Here is a 19,447-nt window from a genome sequence, read left to right on the forward strand (position 1 = left end):
AGCGTTTTACGTTCAAAAAACCCACTTTGTGCCACTTTCCGCCACTTGCGCACACTATAGGAATGCGCCCACCACACCGTCAAGGCGCGGATTCAAGGAAAAGCCTTACAGAACGGAGATTTAGGAAGGTAAAGGGAGGAGAAACGAGAGTTTGACGGCGATTTTGACTCAACAACACCAAATAGCTCAAAGAGCTAAGGCTTAAAGTTAAAGTAATTTATTAAGAGTAAGATTTTTTCGGTATTACGAAGACGCATCTGCTGACGATTCAGCAGGGAGGGATTCTCGCGTTACTACCAGGTTCCTGCCCGAGATTCGGACAGAAGGAAAAAAGGTGGAGAGTCGATCTGTAAGCCGGGTTCTGTCTTGAACAGTCATTCGTCTACGATGGCCATCACTGGACATCTTTAGCAACCTACCCGGTCCCAGCGCGGGCCACGCCTTGGGACCCTATTTGGTCTTGCTCCAAGTGGGGTTTACCTAGCCACGAACTGTTGCCAGTCGTGCGGTGCGCTCTTACCGCACCTTTTCACCCTTACCGGTACCGAAGTACTTAGGCGGTTATTTTCTGTGGCACTTTCCGTAGGCTCACGCCTCCCAGGCATTACCTGGCACTTCGCCCTATGGAGCCCGGACTTTCCTCCCCCCTCTAATTTTCATAGAAGGCAGCGACTGTCCAATCGACTCTCCGCCGCGCAGGTTAACGGCACGGCGGCGTTAGAACAAGTATTAAAAGACACTAATGCCATCATGTTCAGACGGAGTGCAGGCTGGAACCCGGAACTATTCGCCCTTTTGTTTATCCAGCGCCACTTGATACAGGACGTTCTTGCGTACGCCGGTTATTTCCGCGGCCAATGCAGCGGCGCGCTTCAATGGCATCTCCTTGAGCAGCAGGTCAAGAATGCGCATTGCCTCGCTGCCCACGGCATCTTCGCTTTCCGGCGCCGACCAGCCGGCTACCAGCACCACGCACTCGCCGCGCTGCTGATTGCTGTCGCCCTCGACAAATTCGCGCAGTTCCTGCAGCGGCAAGCCCTTGAGGGTTTCGAAGGTCTTGGTGATTTCCCGCGCCAGCAGTGCCAGGCGATCGCCGCCGAACACCAGCTCCATATCCTGCAGGCACTCAAGGATGCGGTGCGGGGCTTCGTAGAAGATCAGCGTGCGTGGCTCTTCCTTTACCAGTTCCAGGCGCGCCCGGCGCCCGACGGCCTTGGCAGGCAGGAAGCCTTCGAAGATAAACCGGTCCGACGGCAAGCCGGCAGCAGACAATGCAGCAATCAGCGCGCACGCTCCCGGAACAGGCACTACATTGATACCAGCCGCCCGCGCCTGGCGAACCAGATGATAGCCAGGGTCGGAAATCAGCGGCGTACCCGCATCCGAGATCAACGCCACGTCATCACCCGCCAACAAACGAGTGATAAAACGACTGCCTTCTTCACGCTCGTTGTGTTCGTGACAGGCGGCCAAGGGGGTCGGAATACCGAAATGCTGCATCAACCGCTGGGAGTGCCGAGTGTCTTCAGCCGCGATCAGTTTTACGTCGCGCAACACTTTCAGCGCACGCGCACTGATGTCGTCCAGGTTGCCAATGGGCGTCGCCACGACAAAAAGCGAGCCTGCAGTGGAATTCAAAGGACCTGGAGCAGTCAAAACGCACACCTCGATGGTTGGCAAAAGCCACATTGTAGCGCGTAGACGCCTTGAATATATGCCCTCGGGGCGGGTTCGATTTCAGCCGCGTATTGGGTCCTGCAACATTTACACGACCTAAATAGACGGTTTCACGCCAGTAACATCGCGCCCCGGCCAGTGCTTGGGTACAATTCCACGCTAATTTGATCGGTATCAGGAACACTTACATGATCGCTTGCCTGCGGCTGTTCTCTGCCCTCTGCCTCGCTGCCCTGTTGGCGGCTTGCGCCAGCTCGCCCTCGTCCAGCCTTGGCGACCTCCCCCGGACTCCGGATGCCAGCATCGAGCAACTGCTCGAACAGGCGACTTCGGCCAAGACTCCGGAAAAAGCCGCGCTGTTGCGCTTGAGTGCGGCTGACCTGGCGTTTCACCAAAACAATCCGGGACGCTCGGCGCAGATTCTTGCCCAGGTGCCACTGGACGTCCTGAAACCGGCGGCGCAGGTATTTGCCAGCACCCTGTCGGCTGAACTGGCGATGGCCCGCAACCAGCCCAAGGCAGCGTTGACGGCCTTGAATCACCCGAGCCTGCAAAGCCTCAAGGAACTGCCGCCTGAACAGCAGATCCGCACGGGCACCGTGCATGCCCGCGCCTATGAGGCCGACGGCCAGACCCTGGCCGCCGCCCGCGAGCGCGTCGCCATGGCCCCGCTGCTGACGGGCGATGCCTACAACAGCAACCACGAAGCCATCTGGGCACTGATTGCCGCCTTGCCTGCCGATCAGCTGCAAGCCAGCGGCAACCCGACGCTGGACGGCTGGATCAGCCTGGCCCAGGCAGTCAAGGGCGCCGGCACTCTGGAGCAACAGCAGGCGGCCATCGACACCTGGCGCGCCCAGAACCCTGGCCACCCGGCAGCCTCGCAATTGCCGCAGCCGCTGACCAAGCTCAAGGAACTGGCCAGCCAGCCGCTGAACAAGATCGCCCTGCTGCTGCCGCAGGAAGGTCCGCTGGCCGGCGTTGCCAAGGCGCTGCGCGAAGGCTTCATGGCCGCGCACTACCAGGCTGAACAAGCCGGGCAGAAGCCGCCGGTGATCGAGTTCTACGACAGCTCGCGCCTGACCTCCATCGACGACTTCTACGCCAAGGCCCAGGCCGCCGGCGTGCAACTGGTGGTCGGCCCGCTGGAGAAACCGCTGGTCAAGCAACTCAGCGCACGCCCGCAATTGCCGATCACCACCCTGGCCCTGAACTACAGCGAAGCCGAGCAGAACCCGGCGCAACTGTTCCAGTTTGGCCTGGCCGCTGAAGACGAAGCCCGTGAAGTGTCCCGTCGTGCTCGCGCCGATGGCCTGCACCGCGCCGCCGCCATGGTGCCGAAAGGCGAATGGGGCGAGCGCGTCTACAAGGCATTCCGTCAGGATTGGGAAGCCAATGGCGGCACCGTGGTGGGCGTCGAGTACGTTGACCAGCCGGTAGCCCTGGCCCAGCAGATTGCCGACCTGTTCCAGCTGCGCAAGAGCGAAGGCCGCGCCAAGAGCCTGCAAAGCACGGTAGGTTCGGACGTTTCCGCCCAGCCATCGCGCCGCCAGGACATCGAGTTCATCTTCCTGGCCGTGACTCCGCAACTGGCCCAGCAGATCAAGCCGACCCTGAACTTCCAATACGCTGGCGACGTGCCGGTGTATGCGACGTCCCACGTGTTCAGCGCCAGTGGCGACAAGAACCAGTACCTGGACATGACCAACGTGATGTTCTGCGAAACCCCTTGGCTGCTGAACACCACCGACCCGCTGCGCAACCAGGTCGCTGCCCAATGGCCACAAGCCAACGGCAGCCTTGGCCGTCTTTATGCGATGGGTGTGGATGCCTACCGCCTGGCGCCGCGCCTGGGGCAGCTCAAGGCACTGCCGGACACTCGTGTCGACGGCCTGTCGGGCAACCTGGGCGTCAGCGCCAGCCAGCGTGTCGACCGCCAGATGCCATGGGCGAAGTTCGTCGGTGGCGAGATCCAGCGCCTGCCTGATACCCCGCGCTGATGCCCGAGCGGTCAAGCGCACAAAGCGGCAAGGACGCCGAACTTCAAGCTCTCGAGTACCTGCAACAACAAGGTCTGCGCCTTCTGGCGCAGAACTGGTTATGCAAACGCGGCGAGCTTGATCTGGTCATGCTTGACGGCGATACAGTAGTATTTGTCGAAGTCCGCTACAGAAAACACGCACAATGGGGTGGCGCGCTCGCCAGTATCGACGGGCGCAAGCGCCAGAAGTTGATACTCGCCGCGCAGTTTTTCCTGCTCAAGGAGCGTCGCTGGGCCGATCATCCCTGCCGTTTCGATGTGGTTGCCATAGAAAGCACTCCCCGGGGAACAGCCGATCTGAACTGGCTGCAAGATGCCTTTGACAGCTGATTCGCCGGACATCTACACCGCACACTTTTGCTCTTTGCTTTGCGGGCTGCACATTCCTGTGCCAAACAGCCGCGCTACTTAAGGTCACACAGATGGACATGCAATCCCGAATTCGCCAGCTTTTCCAGGCCAGTATCGATACCAAGCAACAGGCGATGGACGTACTTGCACCGCACATCGAGCAAGCCAGTCAGGTCATGGTCAACGCCTTGCTCAACGAAGGCAAAATGCTTTCGTGCGGCAACGGCGGTTCGGCCGGCGATGCCCAGCATTTCTCCTCCGAGCTGCTCAACCGCTTCGAGCGTGAGCGCCCGAGCCTGCCGGCCATCGCCCTGACCACCGACACCTCGACGATCACCTCGATCGCCAACGACTACAGCTACAACGAAATCTTCTCCAAACAGATCCGCGCCCTTGGCCAGCCGGGGGACGTCCTGCTGGCGATCTCCACCAGCGGTAACTCGGCGAATATTATTCAAGCGATCCAGGCCGCACATGATCGTGAAATGATTGTCGTAGCATTGACCGGACGCGACGGCGGCGGCATGGCCTCGCTGCTGTTGCCCGAAGACGTGGAAATCCGCGTCCCGGCCAATGTCACCGCACGTATCCAGGAAGTCCACCTGCTGGCGATCCACTGCCTGTGCGATCTGATCGACAGCCAACTGTTCGGGAGTGAAGAATGACCGTTAAACGCCTTAGCCTATTGGCAATCACGCTGTGCCTAGGCATCAGCGGCTGCAGCTCGGTAATCGAAGCGAGCCGCGACACGCCCATCCAGGACGATAAAGGCACCCGCACTTTCGGCAGCAAAATCGATGACTCACTGATCGAGACCAAGGTTTCCGTCAACGTGTCCAAGGCCGCTCCAGACCTGGGCAACGGCGCGTCGCGCATCGTGGTCGTCAGCTTCAACGGCGTGGTGCTGCTCACCGGCCAAACCCCGCGCGCCGACTTGAAGGCCCAGGCTGAACAAGCTGCCGCCACTGTGCAGCGGGTCAAGAAGGTTCACAACGAACTGCAGGTGATGGACCCGATCACCCTGCTGGCAATCAGCAACGACGCCCTGCTGACCACCAAGATCAAGACCCAGATGCTTACCGACAGCGCCATTCCCGGCTCTCGGATCAAGATCGTCACCGACAACGGTATCGTCTACATGATGGGCCTGCTGACCCAGGCAGAAGCCACCCGCGCCGCCAACCTGGTACAAAGTGTGTCCGGCGTACAGAAGATCGTGAAGCTGTTCGAATACATCGACTGATTTATCGTCAGCCACAAAAAAGGGCGCCGTGCATGGATTGCACGGCGCCCTTTTTATTGACTACAGGTTACTGGTACTGCTGGTACGGGTTGCCCTGGAACTGGTTGTTCTGCTGCGGCGCCTGTTGCTGCTGGGCGGCAGGCTGACCGTACTGCTGGCCCGGGATCGGGCCCAGGTTGACCTCCACACGACGGTTCTGGGCACGGCCATTGACGTCGGCGTTGCTGGCGATCGGGTTATCCGGGCCGGCACCGCGGGCACTCAGGTTGGTCGGGCTGACACCTTGGGAGGTCAGGTAATTGGCCACGCTCTGCGCACGACGCTGGGACAGGTCCATGTTGAGCTGACGGCTGCCGGTGCTGTCGGTGTAGCCAACGATCTGGATGGTGTTCTGGTTGAACTGCTTCAGCGAGTTCGCCAGGTTGTTCAGCGGCGTGTAGAAGCTGCTGGAGATCGCATCCGAGTTGGTGGCGAAGGTGATGTTACCCGGCATGATCAGCTTGATCTGGTCGCCCTGGCGCTGCACTTCGACACCGGTGTTGGCCATGCTGGCACGCAGTTTCTTTTCCTGCTGGTCGGCGTAGTAACCGTAGCCCGCACCACCGATACCGGCGACGGCAGCGCCGATCAGCGCACCCTTGCCGCGGTTGTTGTGGTCGATGGCTGCACCCGCCAACGCACCAGCCAGGGCGCCCAGGCCACCATACTTGGCGGTGTTGCTCACACCGGAAGAGCCACCACCCTGTGCCTGGCTGCCGTCATAAGGATTAGGTGAAGCGCAGCCCGACAACAGGGCTACGGCAGTAGCAACAACAAGCAGACGACGAGAAGTGAACATGAAGGAAGCTCCTACTTTTGCATTCGGTGATGCAGAGGACATTGGCATTGGACCTGTGCCGAGCTTGGAACACGACAAACGGTAAAAATTCCATCTCCACACAAGCCCGGCCACACTCAAACCCTAGCAGAGACTTCCTGAACGGTAATTGTCATTTTCTCTATATGTTTCGTCTGATAGTCGCCACTTGGTATCCGAAAAACTACCCACATTTTTCTTCACGCGCGGACAAACGGATTCTCACGCATTTCATCTCCCAGACGCGTGTCCGGACCGTGCCCTGTCACCACCACCGCCGCCTCATCCAGGGTGTAGAGCCGTTGCTTGATCGAGCGCACGATGGTCGCCTGGTCACCGCCCCACAAATCCGTACGGCCCACGCCCCGCCGAAACAGGGTGTCGCCGGCAATCAGCAACTTCGCATCGGCGAACCAGAAACTCATCGAGCCGGGTGTGTGTCCAGGTGTATGCAAGGCAACCCCGCAACCACAGGCCAGCTCTTCTTCATCCTCCAGCCAACGATCCGGCGACGGCACTGGCGTGTAAGGCACGCGGAACATCTGGCACTGCATTTCCAGGTTGTCCCACAGAAACTGGTCTTCCTTGTGCAGGTGCAGGGTAGCGCCGGTTTTTTCCTTCAACTGCCCGGAGGCCAGGAAGTGATCGAGATGGGCGTGGGTGTGAATAATGCTGACCACTTTCAGGCCCAGCGCATCGAGGCGCGCCAGGATCAGCTCATGGTTGCCGCCCGGGTCGACGACGATGGCTTTTTTGGTGACGGGGTCGCCGATGATCGTGCAGTTGCACTGCAACGGGCCTACCGGGAACGTTTCGCGGATCAGCGTGGGAGACTGAATATTCATGGGTATTCCTGCAAATTCAAAGGCACACTCTTTTGTACTGCATTCTGGCGCACAGTATGTTCGACCCTGCACCCGATCCGAAAGCGCTCGCGAGCGCACGGCTGTCAAACCCGGCAACTGCTAAGCTACTCTGGCGCCAGTCATACAACGCGCAACGTATAGCGCATGGAGTGGGACTTATGGCGACCCTCAGCCCATTGATCATCTGCGAACACTGCGATTGCGTGTACGAAAAAGTCGCGCTCGCCAAACATCAGAAGACCCTTTGCACCCGCTGCGCAGGCGTACTCCAGCGTTATAACGGGCTGTCGGTGGAACAACGCCTGGCCCTGACCCTGACCGCCACCGTGCTGTGGATTTTCGCCAACTTCTACCCGGTGATGAGCATCAGCCTGCAAGGCCTGAAAAGCAGCGCCACGTTATGGGATTCGGTGGTCGCACTGGCCCAGGGCCCGATCACCTTCATCGCGCTGGTGGCGGCGATTTCCATCATCATCGCGCCGGTGTTCCAGTTGCTGCTGTTGATCTGGGTGCTGGGCTTTGCGATGAAGGGCCAACGCTCGCCGGCGTTCAAGCTGTGCATGCGCTGGCTCGAAGCGCTTCGGCCCTGGAGCATGCTCGAAGTCTGCCTGCTGGGCGCCATGGTGGCGGTGTTCAAACTCGCCGGCATGCTGGATGTTTTGCCCGGCACCGGCCTGTTTGCCCTGGCCGCCCTCAGCCTGTTGCTGATCCGCATTGCCGGGCGTGATATTCGCGACCTGTGGGACATTTTATGAGCCGTCCACCGACCGCCAGCGAGCTGAACCTGTGCCTGTGCCACAGCTGCGGCCAGGCTTGCGACGTCAGCACCGCGCCCGACGAATGCGAGCGTTGCGGCGCGCCGCTGCACCGGCGCAAGGTCCATTCGCTGACCCGTACCTGGGCCTATATGCTGACGGCGCTGGCGTTTTACGTGCCCGCCAACTTACTGCCGGTGATGAACACCTCGATGCTCGGCTCGGGCGCCGACAGCACCATCATGAGCGGCGTGCTGGAGTTCTGGCAGCACGGCGCCTGGGACATCGCCCTGATCATTTTCATCGCCAGCATCGCGGTGCCGGGTATCAAGTTCGTCGCATTGACGTTGCTGCTGGTCACCGTGCAGCGCAATAACCAGTGGGCGCGCAAGGAGCGCTCGAAGCTGTTTCGCTTCGTCGAAGTGATTGGCTACTGGTCGATGCTGGATGTGATCGTGGTGGCCTTGGTGGCCGCCCTGGTGCGGTTCCAGGCCCTGGGCACCATCGAGCCGCGCCTGGGCATTCTGTTCTTTGGCCTGGTGGTGGTTTTCACCATGCTCTCGGCAATGAGTTTCGACCCGCGCCTGATCTGGGAAAACCCACACAACGAGGAGATGCCGGATGGCGTCGCAAACCACTGACAAACCGCAGCCTGCGGGCTCGCCTGCGATCAAGACGCGGCGCTTCAGCGTCTCGCTGGTGTGGATCGTGCCGATTGTCGCGGTGCTGGTGGGCATTTCGCTGGTGGTGCACAGCATCCTTCAGCAAGGGCCGAGCATTACCATTACCTTCAAGACCGGCAGCGGCCTGACCGCCAACAAGACCGACGTGAAATACCGCAACGTGGTGATCGGCCAGGTGACTGATGTGGAGTTGAGCGACGATCAGAAAAGCGTCAACGCCACGATCAAACTGTCCAAGCAGGCTGAAAGCTTCACCCGTGAAGACTCGCAGTTCTGGGTGGTGCGCCCACGTATCGGCGCCGGCGGCGTTTCCGGTATCGACACGCTGCTCTCAGGGGATTATATCGGCGCCGATATCGGCCAGTCCGATACCCGCGCCAACCGGTTCACCGGCCTGGAAAACCCGCCGCCCATTACCTATGGCGAACCGGGCAGGCGCTTCACGCTGCACACCCAGGATCTGGGTTCGCTGGATATCGGCTCCCCCGTGTACTACCGCAAGATTCCCGTTGGCCAGGTGGTGGCCTATGCTCTGGACGCTGACGGCAAGGGCGTGAACATCGACGTGTTCGTGCATGCACCCAATGACGCCTACGTCACCGAGAACACCCGGTTCTGGAACGCCAGCGGGATTGATGTGAGTGTCGGCGCCAACGGGTTTGCGCTGAAAACCGAATCCTTGTCGTCCATGCTGGTGGGCGGCATCGCCTTCCTCGCCCCGCCCTACAGCCCCAACGACAAGCCGGCCGACGAAGAACACTCCTATGAACTGTTCGCCGACCAGCAAACCGCGCTGGCCCCGCCCAATGGCAAGGCGCAATACCTGAACCTGCGGTTCGACCAGGCCTTGCGCGGGCTTACGGTGGGTGCGCCAGTGGAGTTCCTGGGTATCGAATTCGGCAAAGTGGTGTCGATCAACCTGGATTTCGACGAGAAAAAACGCAGCTTCCCGGTCAACGTCGGCATCGTGATCTACCCGCAGCGCCTCGGCGAAGCCAACACCAAAATGCTCACGGTCTTGAAGCATGACCCCAACGACGAAGCCGGCGGTGTGCGCCTGATAGGCAGCTTCATCGAACACGGCCTGCGCGCCCAGGCCCGCAGCGGCAACCTGCTCACTGGCCAGCTCTATATCGCCCTGGACTTCTTCCCCAAGGCCGACAAAGTCGTGTTTGACCCGAACCTGCGCCCCGTCAGTATTCCGACCATCCCCGGCAACCTGGAACAATTGCAGGAAAAACTCGAAGGCATCGTCAACAAGATCAACCAGCTGCCGATCGAGCGAATTGCCGGCAACCTCGACGGCAGCCTGGTGGAACTGCGCAAGGGTCTCGGCCAGTTCAACGCCAAGACACTGCCGGGGGTGCAAAACACGCTGGCCGACGTGAGTAAAACCCTGCAATCCGCCAGTTCGACCCTGGCCGAGGATTCGCCGCAACGGGAACAGTTGACCCAGACCCTGGACGAACTGAGCCGCATGTCGCGCTCCCTGCGAGAGCTGTCGGACTACCTGGCACGCCATCCCGAATCGCTGATTCGCGGTCGCCCCGACAACGCCGCGCCCTCCGACCTGCAAGGGCCACCGCGCAAATGACCACAGGAGCAACCACCATGGCTTTGCCGCTGAAGATCACGCTGCTCACCGGGTTGCTGCTGCTGACGGCGTGCCGCAGTGAGCCCATTCAATTTCATACCCTGACGCCGGTGCAGCGCAGCAATGCGTCATTGGCCGCGGGGGGCGAGATCCGGATTGAAAGCATCACGGTCCCGCCACAGGTCGACCGGCCACAGATTGTCATCCGCCAGGGTGACAGCGGCGTGGCCATTCTCGAGACGCAATGGTGGGCTGCCAGCCTGGTGGATGAGTTGCGCAGCGCGCTGGTGGATCAACTCGCCAGCAGCCGGAAAAACCTGGCGGTGCGCATTGAGGTCCAGCGCTTTGACTCGATCCCCGGGCAGTACGCCCTGCTCGACGTCAAATGGCGGCTTCGCCAGACGGGCACGGACGAACGCACGCCGCTGACGTGTCGCACGGTGGTGCAGTCGCCATCCGGCCCGACCATTGACGACCTGGTGATCGCGCAGCAAAACAACGTCAAGCGGTTTGCCGCGCTGCTCAGCCAGGCCGCCGACAAGTCATCGAGTGAGTGCCCCGCCGTGCGGTAAACATTGATCCAGGGGATCGAGCCATGCGCACATTCTGGAAGTGGTATCAGCAACTGCTGGAGAATGACTTCAGCACCCAGGTCTTCGACAATGTGAAGAACCTGCTGGTATGCGCGCTGTTGTTTGCTGCGGGCACCAACGCACTGGCCGGGAAACATGAGCTGTTCCTCGGCATCCTGGCGTCAAGCGTGGCCGGGTGGGGCTTGATCGTGGTCTCAAGCTTGCTGATGGTGCTGAATGTGAGCGATGGCATCCGCCGGCTCGCCAAGCTGCGTTATCACCTGGTCCTTCAGCTGCTGCTTATCCTGATCTATGTGCTGGTGGCAGCCCGCGTGGTGGAAATCGTCTGGGGCTTTCGATCCCATTGATCCAGGTTTCTACCCCAGCAATCCCATCTCCTGCGCCCGCGCCACCGCCTGTGTGCGCCGCTCCACCCCGAGCTTGCTGTTGATATGGCTGGCGTGGGTTTTCACGGTGTGCAGGGAGATAAACAGCTGATTGCTGATCTCCTGGTTTGAACAACCCTGTGCGATCAGGTGCAGCACCGCCAGTTCACGGGTGCTCAGGGTCTCCAGTGTGTGTGGGGTTTCAACTACTGCAACATCCGGCAAGAGTGCCAGCAGACCCTGGTTCATCAGTCCATGGGGATCCCGAGACAGCTGCTCCCGCGTCCACTCGGGATAGCGTTCCAACAGGCGCTGGAAAGGTTGCATCGCGCCACCGGCAGCCGCTTCAAGCGCGCGGGCAAACACCGGGCGGGCCTGGGCTTCCTGGCCACCGTCCAGCAGTAACAGTGCCTGCTGGGTCAGCGCCATCAGGCTGATCATCTGCCGGCCGCTGTTATGGGCCTGGCGTGCCAGTTCATCGAGCCGTTGCAGTGAAGCCGCCGGCTGATGACGGATGGCGTCGAGTGCCGCCTGTTGCAACTCGATATGTTGCGGCAGGTGCGGGTGGAACTCCGGTGCGGCAGCGGCCTGTTCACCGTTGTAGGTTTGCCCCAGCCGCGTCAGCCAGGCATCGGCCAGGTCGGTGCGGCCCTGAGCCAGCCAAAGCTCGCATTTGACCAGGGTGATCATCGCCAGATAGAAAATCGGCGGCACGTCCCAGATATGCATCAAGCGCTCGGCCTCGGCCAATTCGGCAAAGGCCACGGAGAAGTCGCCACGGCGACCTTCGAAGCTGGCGATCACACAGTGGCCGATCAACACGCTGATATCCCGACAGGCTCGCGCCTCCGTCAATCCGGCACGCAGCCGAGCGAGCCCGGCTTCAGGCTGGCAGCGCATCAGCAGCAAATAGCCTTCGTACAACGCCAGGCGCGCGCGCACTGCGTACAGCCGTTGCGGCGCCAGGCCTTGCAAACGTTGCAGGCCCTGGCGCACTTCATCCAGTGACCGCAGGATCTCGCCACGGGCCTGCAGTACACGCGCTCGGTCGTAATGGGCCAGCGCTTCAAACAATGGATTGCCGACCCGCTGCGCCAACTCCAGGGATTCGCGGTTCAGGCCGCGGGCGCGCCACAGGTCGGCGTCGACAATGGCCAGGTTGGACAGGGTCGACAGGCACATCAACCGCTGGCCATAGCGTTTGTGCGGCAGGCTTTCCAGAGCCTCGCTGCAATACGACTGGGTCAGCTCACGATCACCACGGCCCCGGGCAATAATCCCGCTGAGGGCCAGCCATTGCGCCAGCATCGACTTTTGCGCGGTGGCCGACGGGGCCGGTAAAAAACGGCTGAGGTGGCTGGCCAGTTCCTGCGCCGCATCCAGCTGGCAGGCCAGGCCCAACGCCCAGCTGTAGAGCACGATCAGGCGTGGCGTACTCATCAGCAAACTGTCGGGCAAGTCCATTTTCCAGCGCAGCAGCATGCCGACATTCTGCTCCGCCAGCAGTTGCTCTTCGGACAGGTTCTGCACCAGGTTTGCCGCCACATCCAGGTGACCCGCACGCAGCGCCTGCTCCACTGCCTCGTCGATCAAGCCCTGGGCATTGAACCAGCGGCAGGCCCGCAGGTGCAGGCTGGCTGCCGGCAACACGGCATTGCTCGCGCGCCGGGTGCGCAGCAGGTCGGAAAACAGATGGTGATAACGGTACCAATGGCCCTGCTCGTCCAGCGGCACCAGGAATACCTGGTGGGCTTGCAGGTAGCGCAGGATTTCCGTGCTGTCGTGGGCCTCGCGCACGGCGTCGCACAGCTCGCTGCAAAAGCGCTCCTGGGACGCGGTGTCGTAGAGGAACGCCTGGACTTCCGAGGGCAGGCAGTCGATGACTTCTTCGAGCAGGTAATCGCGGATCAGCCCTTCCCCGCCGTGCAAACCCTGGGGCAGCGTACCTTCGCTGCCGGCCTCGGAAGCCGCCAGCAGCCAGAAACGCAGGCCGGCCACCCAGCCTTCGCTGCGCCGGATCAGGTTATCCAGGGCTTCACCACGCAATGAACTGCTGTGGCGATCCAGCAGCGCCAGGGATTCGCCGTGAGTCAGGCGCAGGTCCTGCTCGTGCAGTTCCAGCAAATGCCGGGACAGGCGCAGGCGGGCCAGGTGCCAGTCGGGACGCTGGCGGCTGGTGACCAGCACCAGCAGGCCGTCGGGCAGGTGATTGAGGAAAAATTGCAGGCAGCGGTCGAGTACCGGGCCCTGGGCCAGATGGTAGTCATCCAGCACCAGCAACAGCGGCGCCTGGGTCGACAGGTGCACCGTCAGTTCATCCAGCAGGCCGTCGAGCCATTCTTCAAAGGCGAAGGGTTGGTGACGCTGGCGCATTTTCAGCAGGCCCAGGGATTGGGCGCCCAACTGCGGGAAGTATTGCTGCAAACCGTCGAGCAGGCGTTCAAGAAAACGTCCCGGGTCGTTGTCCCGGGGACTTAGCCCCAACCACAGGCTTTGCCAGTGGGCCGGCAGGCTCTGGCAGAACTCCACCGCCAGCGAACTCTTGCCGAACCCGGCCGGGGCGCTGACCAGCAACAGACGCCCGGCCAACCCTTCACTCAGCCGTTCGCACAGGCGCGGTCGCAACACGTAGCCGTCAGGCAGTGGGGGTCGATAGAAGCGACCTTCCAGGGTCGGAATTACCGCGCTGGCAGGCCCTTGAATTCGGGACAGATCAGTCATCGCCGGGCTCTTGTAGAAGGCTGTTGTCGGCATTGCAGATGTCCGCAGACTAGCGGTAAAAGCGGCAGCTTTGTAGATCTTTGCAACATTTGTCTGAAAAAGACTACAACAAAAAATATCCGGACTTCTTCTGTAACGACCGACACTCTGTGGCGAGGGAGCTTGCTCCCGCTGGAGTGCGCAGCGCTCCCGTTTTTGGGGCTGCTACGCATCCCTGCGGGAGCAAGCTCCCTCGCCACCGTGGTCGCGCAAAAAAAAGCCCCGAACCAGTCGGGGCTTCTTCGAGGATGCGGCCTCGTTTACAGCAAGTTAGCGAACACCATCCTGGCGCAGAGCCGCCGGGGTGAAGTCGCTGGTGGTGGCGGTGAAACCGAAGTCATAGGCCTGTTTCTCTTCGTTCTTCATGCCCAGTGCCAGGTAGCGGCCGGACTGCAGGTCGTAGAGGGTTTCGAGGGCGTACCACGGCACTTGCTTGTCGTAGTAGTTCTCGGCATGGGCTTCCGCCACGCGCCACAGCTGGCCACGACCGTCGTAGTGGTCGATGACCGCGGCTTGCCAAGTGTCTTCGTCGATGAAGAAGTCACGCTTGGCGTAGATATGGCGCTGGCCTTCCTTCAGGGTTGCAACCACATGCCACACGCGGCGCAGCTCGTAGCGCGCCAGGTCCTGGTTGATGTGGCCGGCCTTGATGATGTCGACATACTTGAGCTTCGGATCGTCAAGCTTGTAGCTGTTTTCGGCGATGTAGAGCTCTTTCTTGCCTTCCAGTTTCCAGTCGTAGCGGTCCGGTGCACCGTTGAACATGTCGAGGTTGTCGGAGGTACGCAGGCCGTCCGCGGCGGTACCCGGGCCGTCATACGACACTTGCGGTGCCCGGCGCACACGACGCTGGCCGGCGTTGTAGACCCACGCCGAACGCGGCTCTTTCACCTGGTCGAGGGTTTCGTGCACCAGCAGCACACCACCGGCCAGACGTGCCGGCGCAGTCACTTGCTGCTTGAAGTAGAACAGGATGTTGCCCGGGTTTTTCGGGTCGTAGTCCTTCATCTTGTCGCGGAACACGAACTGATCACGGAAATACACCAGGCTGAACGAGCCGTTGGTTTGCGGCGTGGCCTGGGTCACCAGGCGGGTCACGCTGCCGCCGCGATAGCGGGTGATGTGGTTCCAGATCACTTCAACGCCGCTTTTCGGAATCGGGAACGGTACGGCGGTTTCAAAGTTTTCCAGGCCGTTGCCGCCGGACACCAGGTTGGTGCTGGTGGCGTTTTTCTTGATGGCGGCGAACACATCAGCCGGCACCGTGGCGCCGCGATGGGTCGGGTAGACCGGCATCTTGAAGGTGTCGGGGTAGCGCTTGAACATCGCGTACTGCCCCGGCGCCAGCTTGTCCTTGTACTGCTCGACGTTCTGCGCGGTGATGGTGAATTGCGGCTGTTCGCTGGCGTACGGGTTGGCGAGGAAGCCACGGGCATCCACGGCACCGGCGTTGGTGGGCAGCGGCGACCATTTAGGGATGGTGCCGGCCGCGTTACCGGCCATTTCGGCGCCCATCGGGGTCAGGGTCGTGCCGAGCTTGGCGGCTTCATCCGCCGAGACCGCCGCCATGACGCTACCCGCCATGATCGACAGCCCCAGCACACCCACCTGCAACAGATTTTTAGTTATTTTCATGTTCTGGTTCTTCCTTAAAACATACTGCTTAAAGAGAGTGTGCTTAGAAGTTCACGCCGACGCTCAAGGCGACAAAGTCGCGGTCGTCCACGGTGCTGTAGTCGCCACCAAAGAAGTTGGTGTAGGCCAGGCTCGCGGTGTAAGTGTTCTGGTACTCGGCGTCCAGCCCGAGGCTGATCGCCTTGCGGCCTTCCTCGAAGTTACCGCCAGGGCCAGGCGAGTAACCCTTAACGTCATGGGACCAGGCCACGTTGGGTTTGAGGTTGACGCCGGCAAACACATCCGGGTATTCCCAGATCGCACGGCCACGGTAGCCCCACGAAGTTGCAGTAGTGAAGCCGTCGTTGTTGCAACTGGTGTTCAGGCCGTTGGCATTGGGAAGGCCAGCACCTTGGGCGGTAGAGTTGTTCAATGCCGCACACGCGCCGTTAGGCAGGGTACCCGGGCCAAACACCGGATCACGGCCATAGCGAACCTTGGACTTGCTCTCCAACCCGCCGACATAGGTCATACCGACTTCGCCCACCAGCGTCAGGCGGCTGGCGCCCATGACCTGGTCAAAGAAGTGGGTGAACGTGGTTTGGAGTTGAGTGATTTCCTTACGGCGATAACCATGCAAATCCTGGCCTGGTACACCGCTTAACAACGAAGCATCCTTGAGCACCGGGAAGCCCAGAGGGCGAACGCCGGCAAACAGGATGTCGGTGGAGTTCAATTGCACAGGCGCGTTGGGCCGGTAGCTCAACTCGCCGCTCCATGCCGTGCCGGTAGGCAACGTGGTGGAGAAACTCAAGCCAAAGAGGTGGATGTCTTCCGGATACTCAACGAAGTATTGCGAGTTGCCCGCCACCACCAGTGCAGCTGCCTGACCCAAAGGCCTGGCTCTGTCGTAGACCGACTGAGGCGCGCCAGTTGCACTGAAAATCGGCGCACGGCTGTGGTAGTTCATGTAGTAGGCGCCGAACTCGGTGTCCAGCGGCTCAAAGTTATAGTGCATTGCGACGCCGTATTGGCCGCCGTCACGTGCGTTACGGTTCGGACCGCGGCGCACCAGGACGCCCTCGTCATTAACGTCGACGCCCAAGGCGGCCAAGCTCGGCAAAGCGGCCGGATTGATCGTGGAACGCTTGTTCAACACCCGCAAATTATCGTTACAGCCGGTGGTAATGATGTCGGGCTGCGAGAAAAACGTGCCGCAGTTATCGGTCACGGTCTTGTCCCAACCGATCTGATAGAAGCCTTCAGCCGACAGGTTGTCGGTCAGCGTTTGCGACAGGTAGAACATGTTGACCGGAATCAGGCCCTCCTTGATCTCGGCTCCCGGACGACGGAATGCAGCCACGTCGATCGGGTTGATGGCGTTGATACCGCCACCAATGAACGTGCTCTCACCCCAGCTCACTACCTGCTTGCCCAACCGTACGGAACCCGGTTCATCACCAATCGAGTAGTTGTGGTAGACGAAGGCGTCGAGAATCTGCCCGCCGGAAGATCGGGCGCCTGTTGGGCGGTTGTTGTCGCTGATGTTCTTGAAATCGAGGTCGTCGTCTTTAAGCTTGAAGTCATACCAGTACTTGCCCCGGACAAACACGCCGGTGTCGCCGTATTTCAACTCAAGGTCATGAATGCCTTTGAAGATCTTCGAGAAGGAATCACCCTTGTCGAAGTTCAGATGACCGTCATCCGAGGTTTGCGACAACCCCCTGCCACCGTTGTTGGCACCGATCAGGTCTTTATTGCGACCCGCCGTCGACCAACTGGCCCCGACCGACAGGGACGAGTCGAAGCTGCCTTCGATTTCACCGATGTTGAAACTGACGCCGAATGCGGGCCCGGCGAGCGTAGAGGCGAGGCTGACGGCCAAAGGCAGTTTTGCCCGGCGCCAGAACTGGTGTGCTGAGATCATCGACGCTACTCCATGTGCATTATTGTTATGGCAGTGAGTCGTTTCTAAGGGCTTGTAACGGCCGGAATACAACGATTCCAATGCCGGGCGAACAGATGAACCCGCCAGGTTCACAGCACCGCACCTTGAAAAACTCTGGGATGGACTATAGCCAGCAGGGGGTAGCGCTTGATCCCTCTAAAGTGTGATTTGCATCACCAACCCGTCTGCCACAACCCTTTCGCCATGCCGGCGATAGCCAGCGCGGCAAGGATGGCTGAAAATTGGCAAATCACAAGTGAAGGCTTGGACTAGAGCGCTGCCGTGCCCGCGAGGGCACGGCAAGCAGCGTCAGAGGGTAGAGAGGAAGGTGCTGTTGTTGGCCTGCCATTCGATGATGTCGATACGGATACGTTTTTTGTCGAGCTTGCCGACACTGGTCTTGGGAATTTCCGTAACAACGGCGATCTGGCTTGGAATCGCCCACTTGCTCAGGTGGCCCAATTCCACGAATGGCTTGAGATGTTCCTTGAGCTCCTTGGCCCCTATCACATGGCCATCACGCACCACCAGCAACGCAAACGGGCGCTCGCCCCACTGCGGGTCGGCAATCCCCACCACCGCTACTTCGCGTACCGCCGGGTGACGGCTGACCAGGTCTTCCAGCGCCAGGGAGGAGATCCACTCGCCGCCGGTCTTGATCACGTCCTTGATGCGGTCGCGAATATCGATCACGCCGAAGGCATCGAGGGTGGCCACATCGCCGGTGTGCATCCAGCCGCCGGCCCACAACTCGGCGCCCTTCTGCGGCTCGTTGAAATAGCCTTCGCTGAGCCATGGCGCGCGCAGCACCAGCTCGCCCTGGGATTCACCGTCGGCGGGCAGGAAGTTGCCCTCGCCATCGATGATCGCCGCTTCCACCAATGGCCCGGGTACGCCGGCCTTGATGCGGTAGGTGGTGCGTTCGTCTTCGGTGCCGGCCATCAGTTCTTCATTGAGGTGGGCACAGGACACCAGCGGCCCGGTCTCGGACATGCCGTACGCCGCCGTCAGCTGAATCCCGCGGGCCTTGGAGGCTTCATACAGCGAACGATTGAGGGCGCTGCCACCGATGACGATTTTCCATCCGCCGAAATCCACGCCCTGGCCGGCCTTGGCGTTGAGCACCATTTGCAGGATGGTCGGCACACAATGGGAGAAGGTGACCTTCTCCTTGCGCCACAGCTCCACCAGGTATTCGGGGTCGTAACGGCCTGGATAAACCTGCTTCAGGCCGAGCATGGTCGCCACATACGGCAAGCCCCAGGCGTGCACGTGGAACATCGGAGTGATCGGCATGTAGACGTCGTTGGTGCCCAACAGCCGCACGCTGTCGACGCTGCCCATGATGGTCGCCACGCCCATGGTGTGCAGCACCAGTTGGCGGTGGGTGAAGTACACGCCCTTGGGATTGCCCGTGGTGCCGGTGGTGTAGAAGGTGGTGGCGACGGAGTTTTCGTCGAAATCCTCGAAGTCGTAGCGGGGGCTCGCCGCCGCCAGCAATGTTTCGTACTCACCCACCAGGTTCGGCAGCTCGGCGGTTTTGTCCGCGCCGTCGGTGAGCAGCAGGGTTTTGTCGACGGTGGTGAGGTGGCCGGCGATGGCCTGGTAGAGCCCCACGAACTCGCTGTTGACCAGCACAAAGCGGTCCTCGGCGTGGTTCATGGTGTACAGAATCTGTTCCGGGGACAGGCGCACGTTGATGGTGTGGATTACCGCACCAATCATCGGAATGGCAAACATGCATTCCAGGTAGCGGTGGCTGTCCCAGTCCATCACGGCCACGGTATCACCGGCCTTGACCCCGGCCTCGGTCAGCACATTGGCCAGGCGGGCGACGCGCTCGATCAGCGTCGGATAGGTGTAGCGCAACTGGTCGCGGTAGACGATTTCCCGGGTCTTCTCGTAGCGTGTCCCGGACATCAACAGGCGTTTGATCAACAGCGGGTATTGGTAGGCGCCTTCGGCGGGCGGGATAACACGAGTCTGCAACATACGAATCCCTTATCTGACTGCACGGTCTTGGCTGAAACATCTGCACTTTAGAGCGCTTATGTTTCAGCCAAATCAGCCAAAGGAATGATTTGCAGAACCCAATGAATGC

General features: G+C 60.7%; 16 protein-coding genes and 1 other RNA gene. 9 read left to right on the forward strand and 8 right to left on the reverse strand.

Features of this window, described 5'->3' with window-relative positions:
* Positions 1 to 334: 334 nt before the first annotated feature.
* Both rnpB and rsmI read right to left on the reverse strand, forming a co-directional pair.
* Positions 335 to 688: RNase P RNA component class A (rnpB, locus tag HX801_RS06980), an RNA gene on the reverse strand.
* A gap of 95 nt (positions 689 to 783) precedes the next feature.
* Positions 784 to 1,689, reverse strand: a complete 906-nt coding sequence (gene rsmI, locus HX801_RS06985; protein WP_161635740.1) for a 16S rRNA (cytidine(1402)-2'-O)-methyltransferase — start codon at positions 1,687 to 1,689, stop codon at positions 784 to 786.
* 176 nt (positions 1,690 to 1,865) lie between these two features.
* Here rsmI and HX801_RS06990 point away from each other — a divergent pair, with 176 nt between their 5' ends.
* The 4 genes from HX801_RS06990 to HX801_RS07005 all read left to right on the forward strand — a co-directional run bounded on the left by HX801_RS06990 (position 1,866) and on the right by HX801_RS07005 (position 5,312).
* Positions 1,866 to 3,677 carry a penicillin-binding protein activator gene (locus HX801_RS06990; protein WP_177021829.1) on the forward strand — a complete coding sequence of 604 codons (1,812 nt, stop codon included), beginning with the start codon at positions 1,866 to 1,868 and terminating at the stop codon, positions 3,675 to 3,677.
* Entirely contained in the window at positions 3,677 to 4,048 is a 372-nt protein-coding gene (locus tag HX801_RS06995; protein WP_076014393.1) for a YraN family protein, read from the forward strand. The genes HX801_RS06990 and HX801_RS06995 overlap by 1 nt, the downstream gene beginning before the upstream one ends.
* A gap of 92 nt (positions 4,049 to 4,140) precedes the next feature.
* Entirely contained in the window at positions 4,141 to 4,734 is a 594-nt protein-coding gene (locus HX801_RS07000) for a phosphoheptose isomerase (RefSeq protein ID WP_003216190.1), read from the forward strand.
* Positions 4,731 to 5,312 (forward strand): BON domain-containing protein, encoded by a 582-nt coding sequence (locus HX801_RS07005; RefSeq protein WP_003216188.1) that lies wholly within the window; start codon positions 4,731 to 4,733, stop codon positions 5,310 to 5,312. Before HX801_RS07000 ends, HX801_RS07005 begins: the two co-directional genes overlap by 4 nt.
* A gap of 67 nt (positions 5,313 to 5,379) precedes the next feature.
* Here the strand turns inward: HX801_RS07005 and HX801_RS07010 are convergent, their stop codons facing one another.
* Complete coding sequence (locus HX801_RS07010; RefSeq protein ID WP_032899265.1) at positions 5,380 to 6,150, reverse strand: OmpA family protein; 771 nt, start codon at positions 6,148 to 6,150, stop codon at positions 5,380 to 5,382.
* A gap of 218 nt (positions 6,151 to 6,368) precedes the next feature.
* Complete coding sequence (locus HX801_RS07015) at positions 6,369 to 7,013, reverse strand: MBL fold metallo-hydrolase (RefSeq protein ID WP_177021830.1); 645 nt, start codon at positions 7,011 to 7,013, stop codon at positions 6,369 to 6,371.
* 179 nt (positions 7,014 to 7,192) lie between these two features.
* Between HX801_RS07015 and HX801_RS07020 the strand changes: the two genes are divergently transcribed.
* The 5 genes from HX801_RS07020 to HX801_RS07040 are packed head-to-tail and all read left to right on the forward strand — an operon-like array spanning position 7,193 to position 11,006.
* Positions 7,193 to 7,789, forward strand: coding sequence for a paraquat-inducible protein A (locus HX801_RS07020; RefSeq protein WP_008434242.1), 597 nt, complete (start codon positions 7,193 to 7,195; stop codon positions 7,787 to 7,789).
* On the forward strand, positions 7,786 to 8,430 hold the full coding sequence (locus HX801_RS07025; RefSeq protein ID WP_003216181.1) for a paraquat-inducible protein A: 645 nt from the start codon (positions 7,786 to 7,788) through the stop codon (positions 8,428 to 8,430). Before HX801_RS07020 ends, HX801_RS07025 begins: the two co-directional genes overlap by 4 nt.
* Positions 8,411 to 10,066 carry an intermembrane transport protein PqiB gene (locus tag HX801_RS07030; RefSeq protein ID WP_177021831.1) on the forward strand — a complete coding sequence of 552 codons (1,656 nt, stop codon included), beginning with the start codon at positions 8,411 to 8,413 and terminating at the stop codon, positions 10,064 to 10,066. Before HX801_RS07025 ends, HX801_RS07030 begins: the two co-directional genes overlap by 20 nt.
* Positions 10,067 to 10,083: 17 nt before the next feature.
* On the forward strand, positions 10,084 to 10,638 hold the full coding sequence (locus tag HX801_RS07035) for a membrane integrity-associated transporter subunit PqiC (protein WP_008434246.1): 555 nt from the start codon (positions 10,084 to 10,086) through the stop codon (positions 10,636 to 10,638).
* Between the two features lie 23 nt (positions 10,639 to 10,661).
* Positions 10,662 to 11,006, forward strand: coding sequence for a hypothetical protein (locus HX801_RS07040; RefSeq protein WP_003216175.1), 345 nt, complete (start codon positions 10,662 to 10,664; stop codon positions 11,004 to 11,006).
* Between the two features lie 9 nt (positions 11,007 to 11,015).
* Here the strand turns inward: HX801_RS07040 and HX801_RS07045 are convergent, their stop codons facing one another.
* From HX801_RS07045 to HX801_RS07060, 4 genes are all read right to left on the reverse strand, one after another.
* Positions 11,016 to 13,745 (reverse strand): LuxR C-terminal-related transcriptional regulator, encoded by a 2,730-nt coding sequence (locus HX801_RS07045; protein WP_102369891.1) that lies wholly within the window; start codon positions 13,743 to 13,745, stop codon positions 11,016 to 11,018.
* 309 nt (positions 13,746 to 14,054) lie between these two features.
* Positions 14,055 to 15,419: a DUF1329 domain-containing protein gene (locus HX801_RS07050; protein ID WP_008434250.1), complete on the reverse strand. Its 1,365-nt coding sequence runs from the start codon at positions 15,417 to 15,419 to the stop codon at positions 14,055 to 14,057.
* Between the two features lie 43 nt (positions 15,420 to 15,462).
* Entirely contained in the window at positions 15,463 to 17,325 is a 1,863-nt protein-coding gene (locus HX801_RS07055) for a DUF1302 domain-containing protein (protein WP_063027189.1), read from the reverse strand.
* A 330-nt stretch (positions 17,326 to 17,655) separates the two neighbouring features.
* Positions 17,656 to 19,338: a fatty acid--CoA ligase gene (locus HX801_RS07060; protein ID WP_134327311.1), complete on the reverse strand. Its 1,683-nt coding sequence runs from the start codon at positions 19,336 to 19,338 to the stop codon at positions 17,656 to 17,658.
* Positions 19,339 to 19,447: the final 109 nt, after the last annotated feature.

Source organism: Pseudomonas sp. G1002, from assembly GCF_013385455.1.
Taxonomy (GTDB): domain Bacteria; phylum Pseudomonadota; class Gammaproteobacteria; order Pseudomonadales; family Pseudomonadaceae; genus Aquipseudomonas.

Bases quoted from the DNA above. Each gene is read 5' to 3' on its own strand.
- rsmI (WP_161635740.1), bottom strand. From the start codon at position 1,689: ATGTGGCTTTTGCCAACCATCGAGGTGTGCGTTTTGACTGCTCCAGGT.
- HX801_RS06990 (WP_177021829.1), top strand. From the start codon at position 1,866: ATGATCGCTTGCCTGCGGCTGTTCTCTGCCCTCTGCCTCGCTGCCCTG.
- HX801_RS06995 (WP_076014393.1), top strand. From the start codon at position 3,677: ATGCCCGAGCGGTCAAGCGCACAAAGCGGCAAGGACGCCGAACTTCAA.
- HX801_RS07000 (WP_003216190.1), top strand. From the start codon at position 4,141: ATGGACATGCAATCCCGAATTCGCCAGCTTTTCCAGGCCAGTATCGAT.
- HX801_RS07005 (WP_003216188.1), top strand. From the start codon at position 4,731: ATGACCGTTAAACGCCTTAGCCTATTGGCAATCACGCTGTGCCTAGGC.
- HX801_RS07010 (WP_032899265.1), bottom strand. From the start codon at position 6,150: ATGTTCACTTCTCGTCGTCTGCTTGTTGTTGCTACTGCCGTAGCCCTG.
- HX801_RS07015 (WP_177021830.1), bottom strand. From the start codon at position 7,013: ATGAATATTCAGTCTCCCACGCTGATCCGCGAAACGTTCCCGGTAGGC.
- HX801_RS07020 (WP_008434242.1), top strand. From the start codon at position 7,193: ATGGCGACCCTCAGCCCATTGATCATCTGCGAACACTGCGATTGCGTG.
- HX801_RS07025 (WP_003216181.1), top strand. From the start codon at position 7,786: ATGAGCCGTCCACCGACCGCCAGCGAGCTGAACCTGTGCCTGTGCCAC.
- HX801_RS07030 (WP_177021831.1), top strand. From the start codon at position 8,411: ATGGCGTCGCAAACCACTGACAAACCGCAGCCTGCGGGCTCGCCTGCG.
- HX801_RS07035 (WP_008434246.1), top strand. From the start codon at position 10,084: ATGGCTTTGCCGCTGAAGATCACGCTGCTCACCGGGTTGCTGCTGCTG.
- HX801_RS07040 (WP_003216175.1), top strand. From the start codon at position 10,662: ATGCGCACATTCTGGAAGTGGTATCAGCAACTGCTGGAGAATGACTTC.
- HX801_RS07045 (WP_102369891.1), bottom strand. From the start codon at position 13,745: ATGACTGATCTGTCCCGAATTCAAGGGCCTGCCAGCGCGGTAATTCCG.
- HX801_RS07050 (WP_008434250.1), bottom strand. From the start codon at position 15,419: ATGAAAATAACTAAAAATCTGTTGCAGGTGGGTGTGCTGGGGCTGTCG.
- HX801_RS07055 (WP_063027189.1), bottom strand. From the start codon at position 17,325: ATGATCTCAGCACACCAGTTCTGGCGCCGGGCAAAACTGCCTTTGGCC.
- HX801_RS07060 (WP_134327311.1), bottom strand. From the start codon at position 19,338: ATGTTGCAGACTCGTGTTATCCCGCCCGCCGAAGGCGCCTACCAATAC.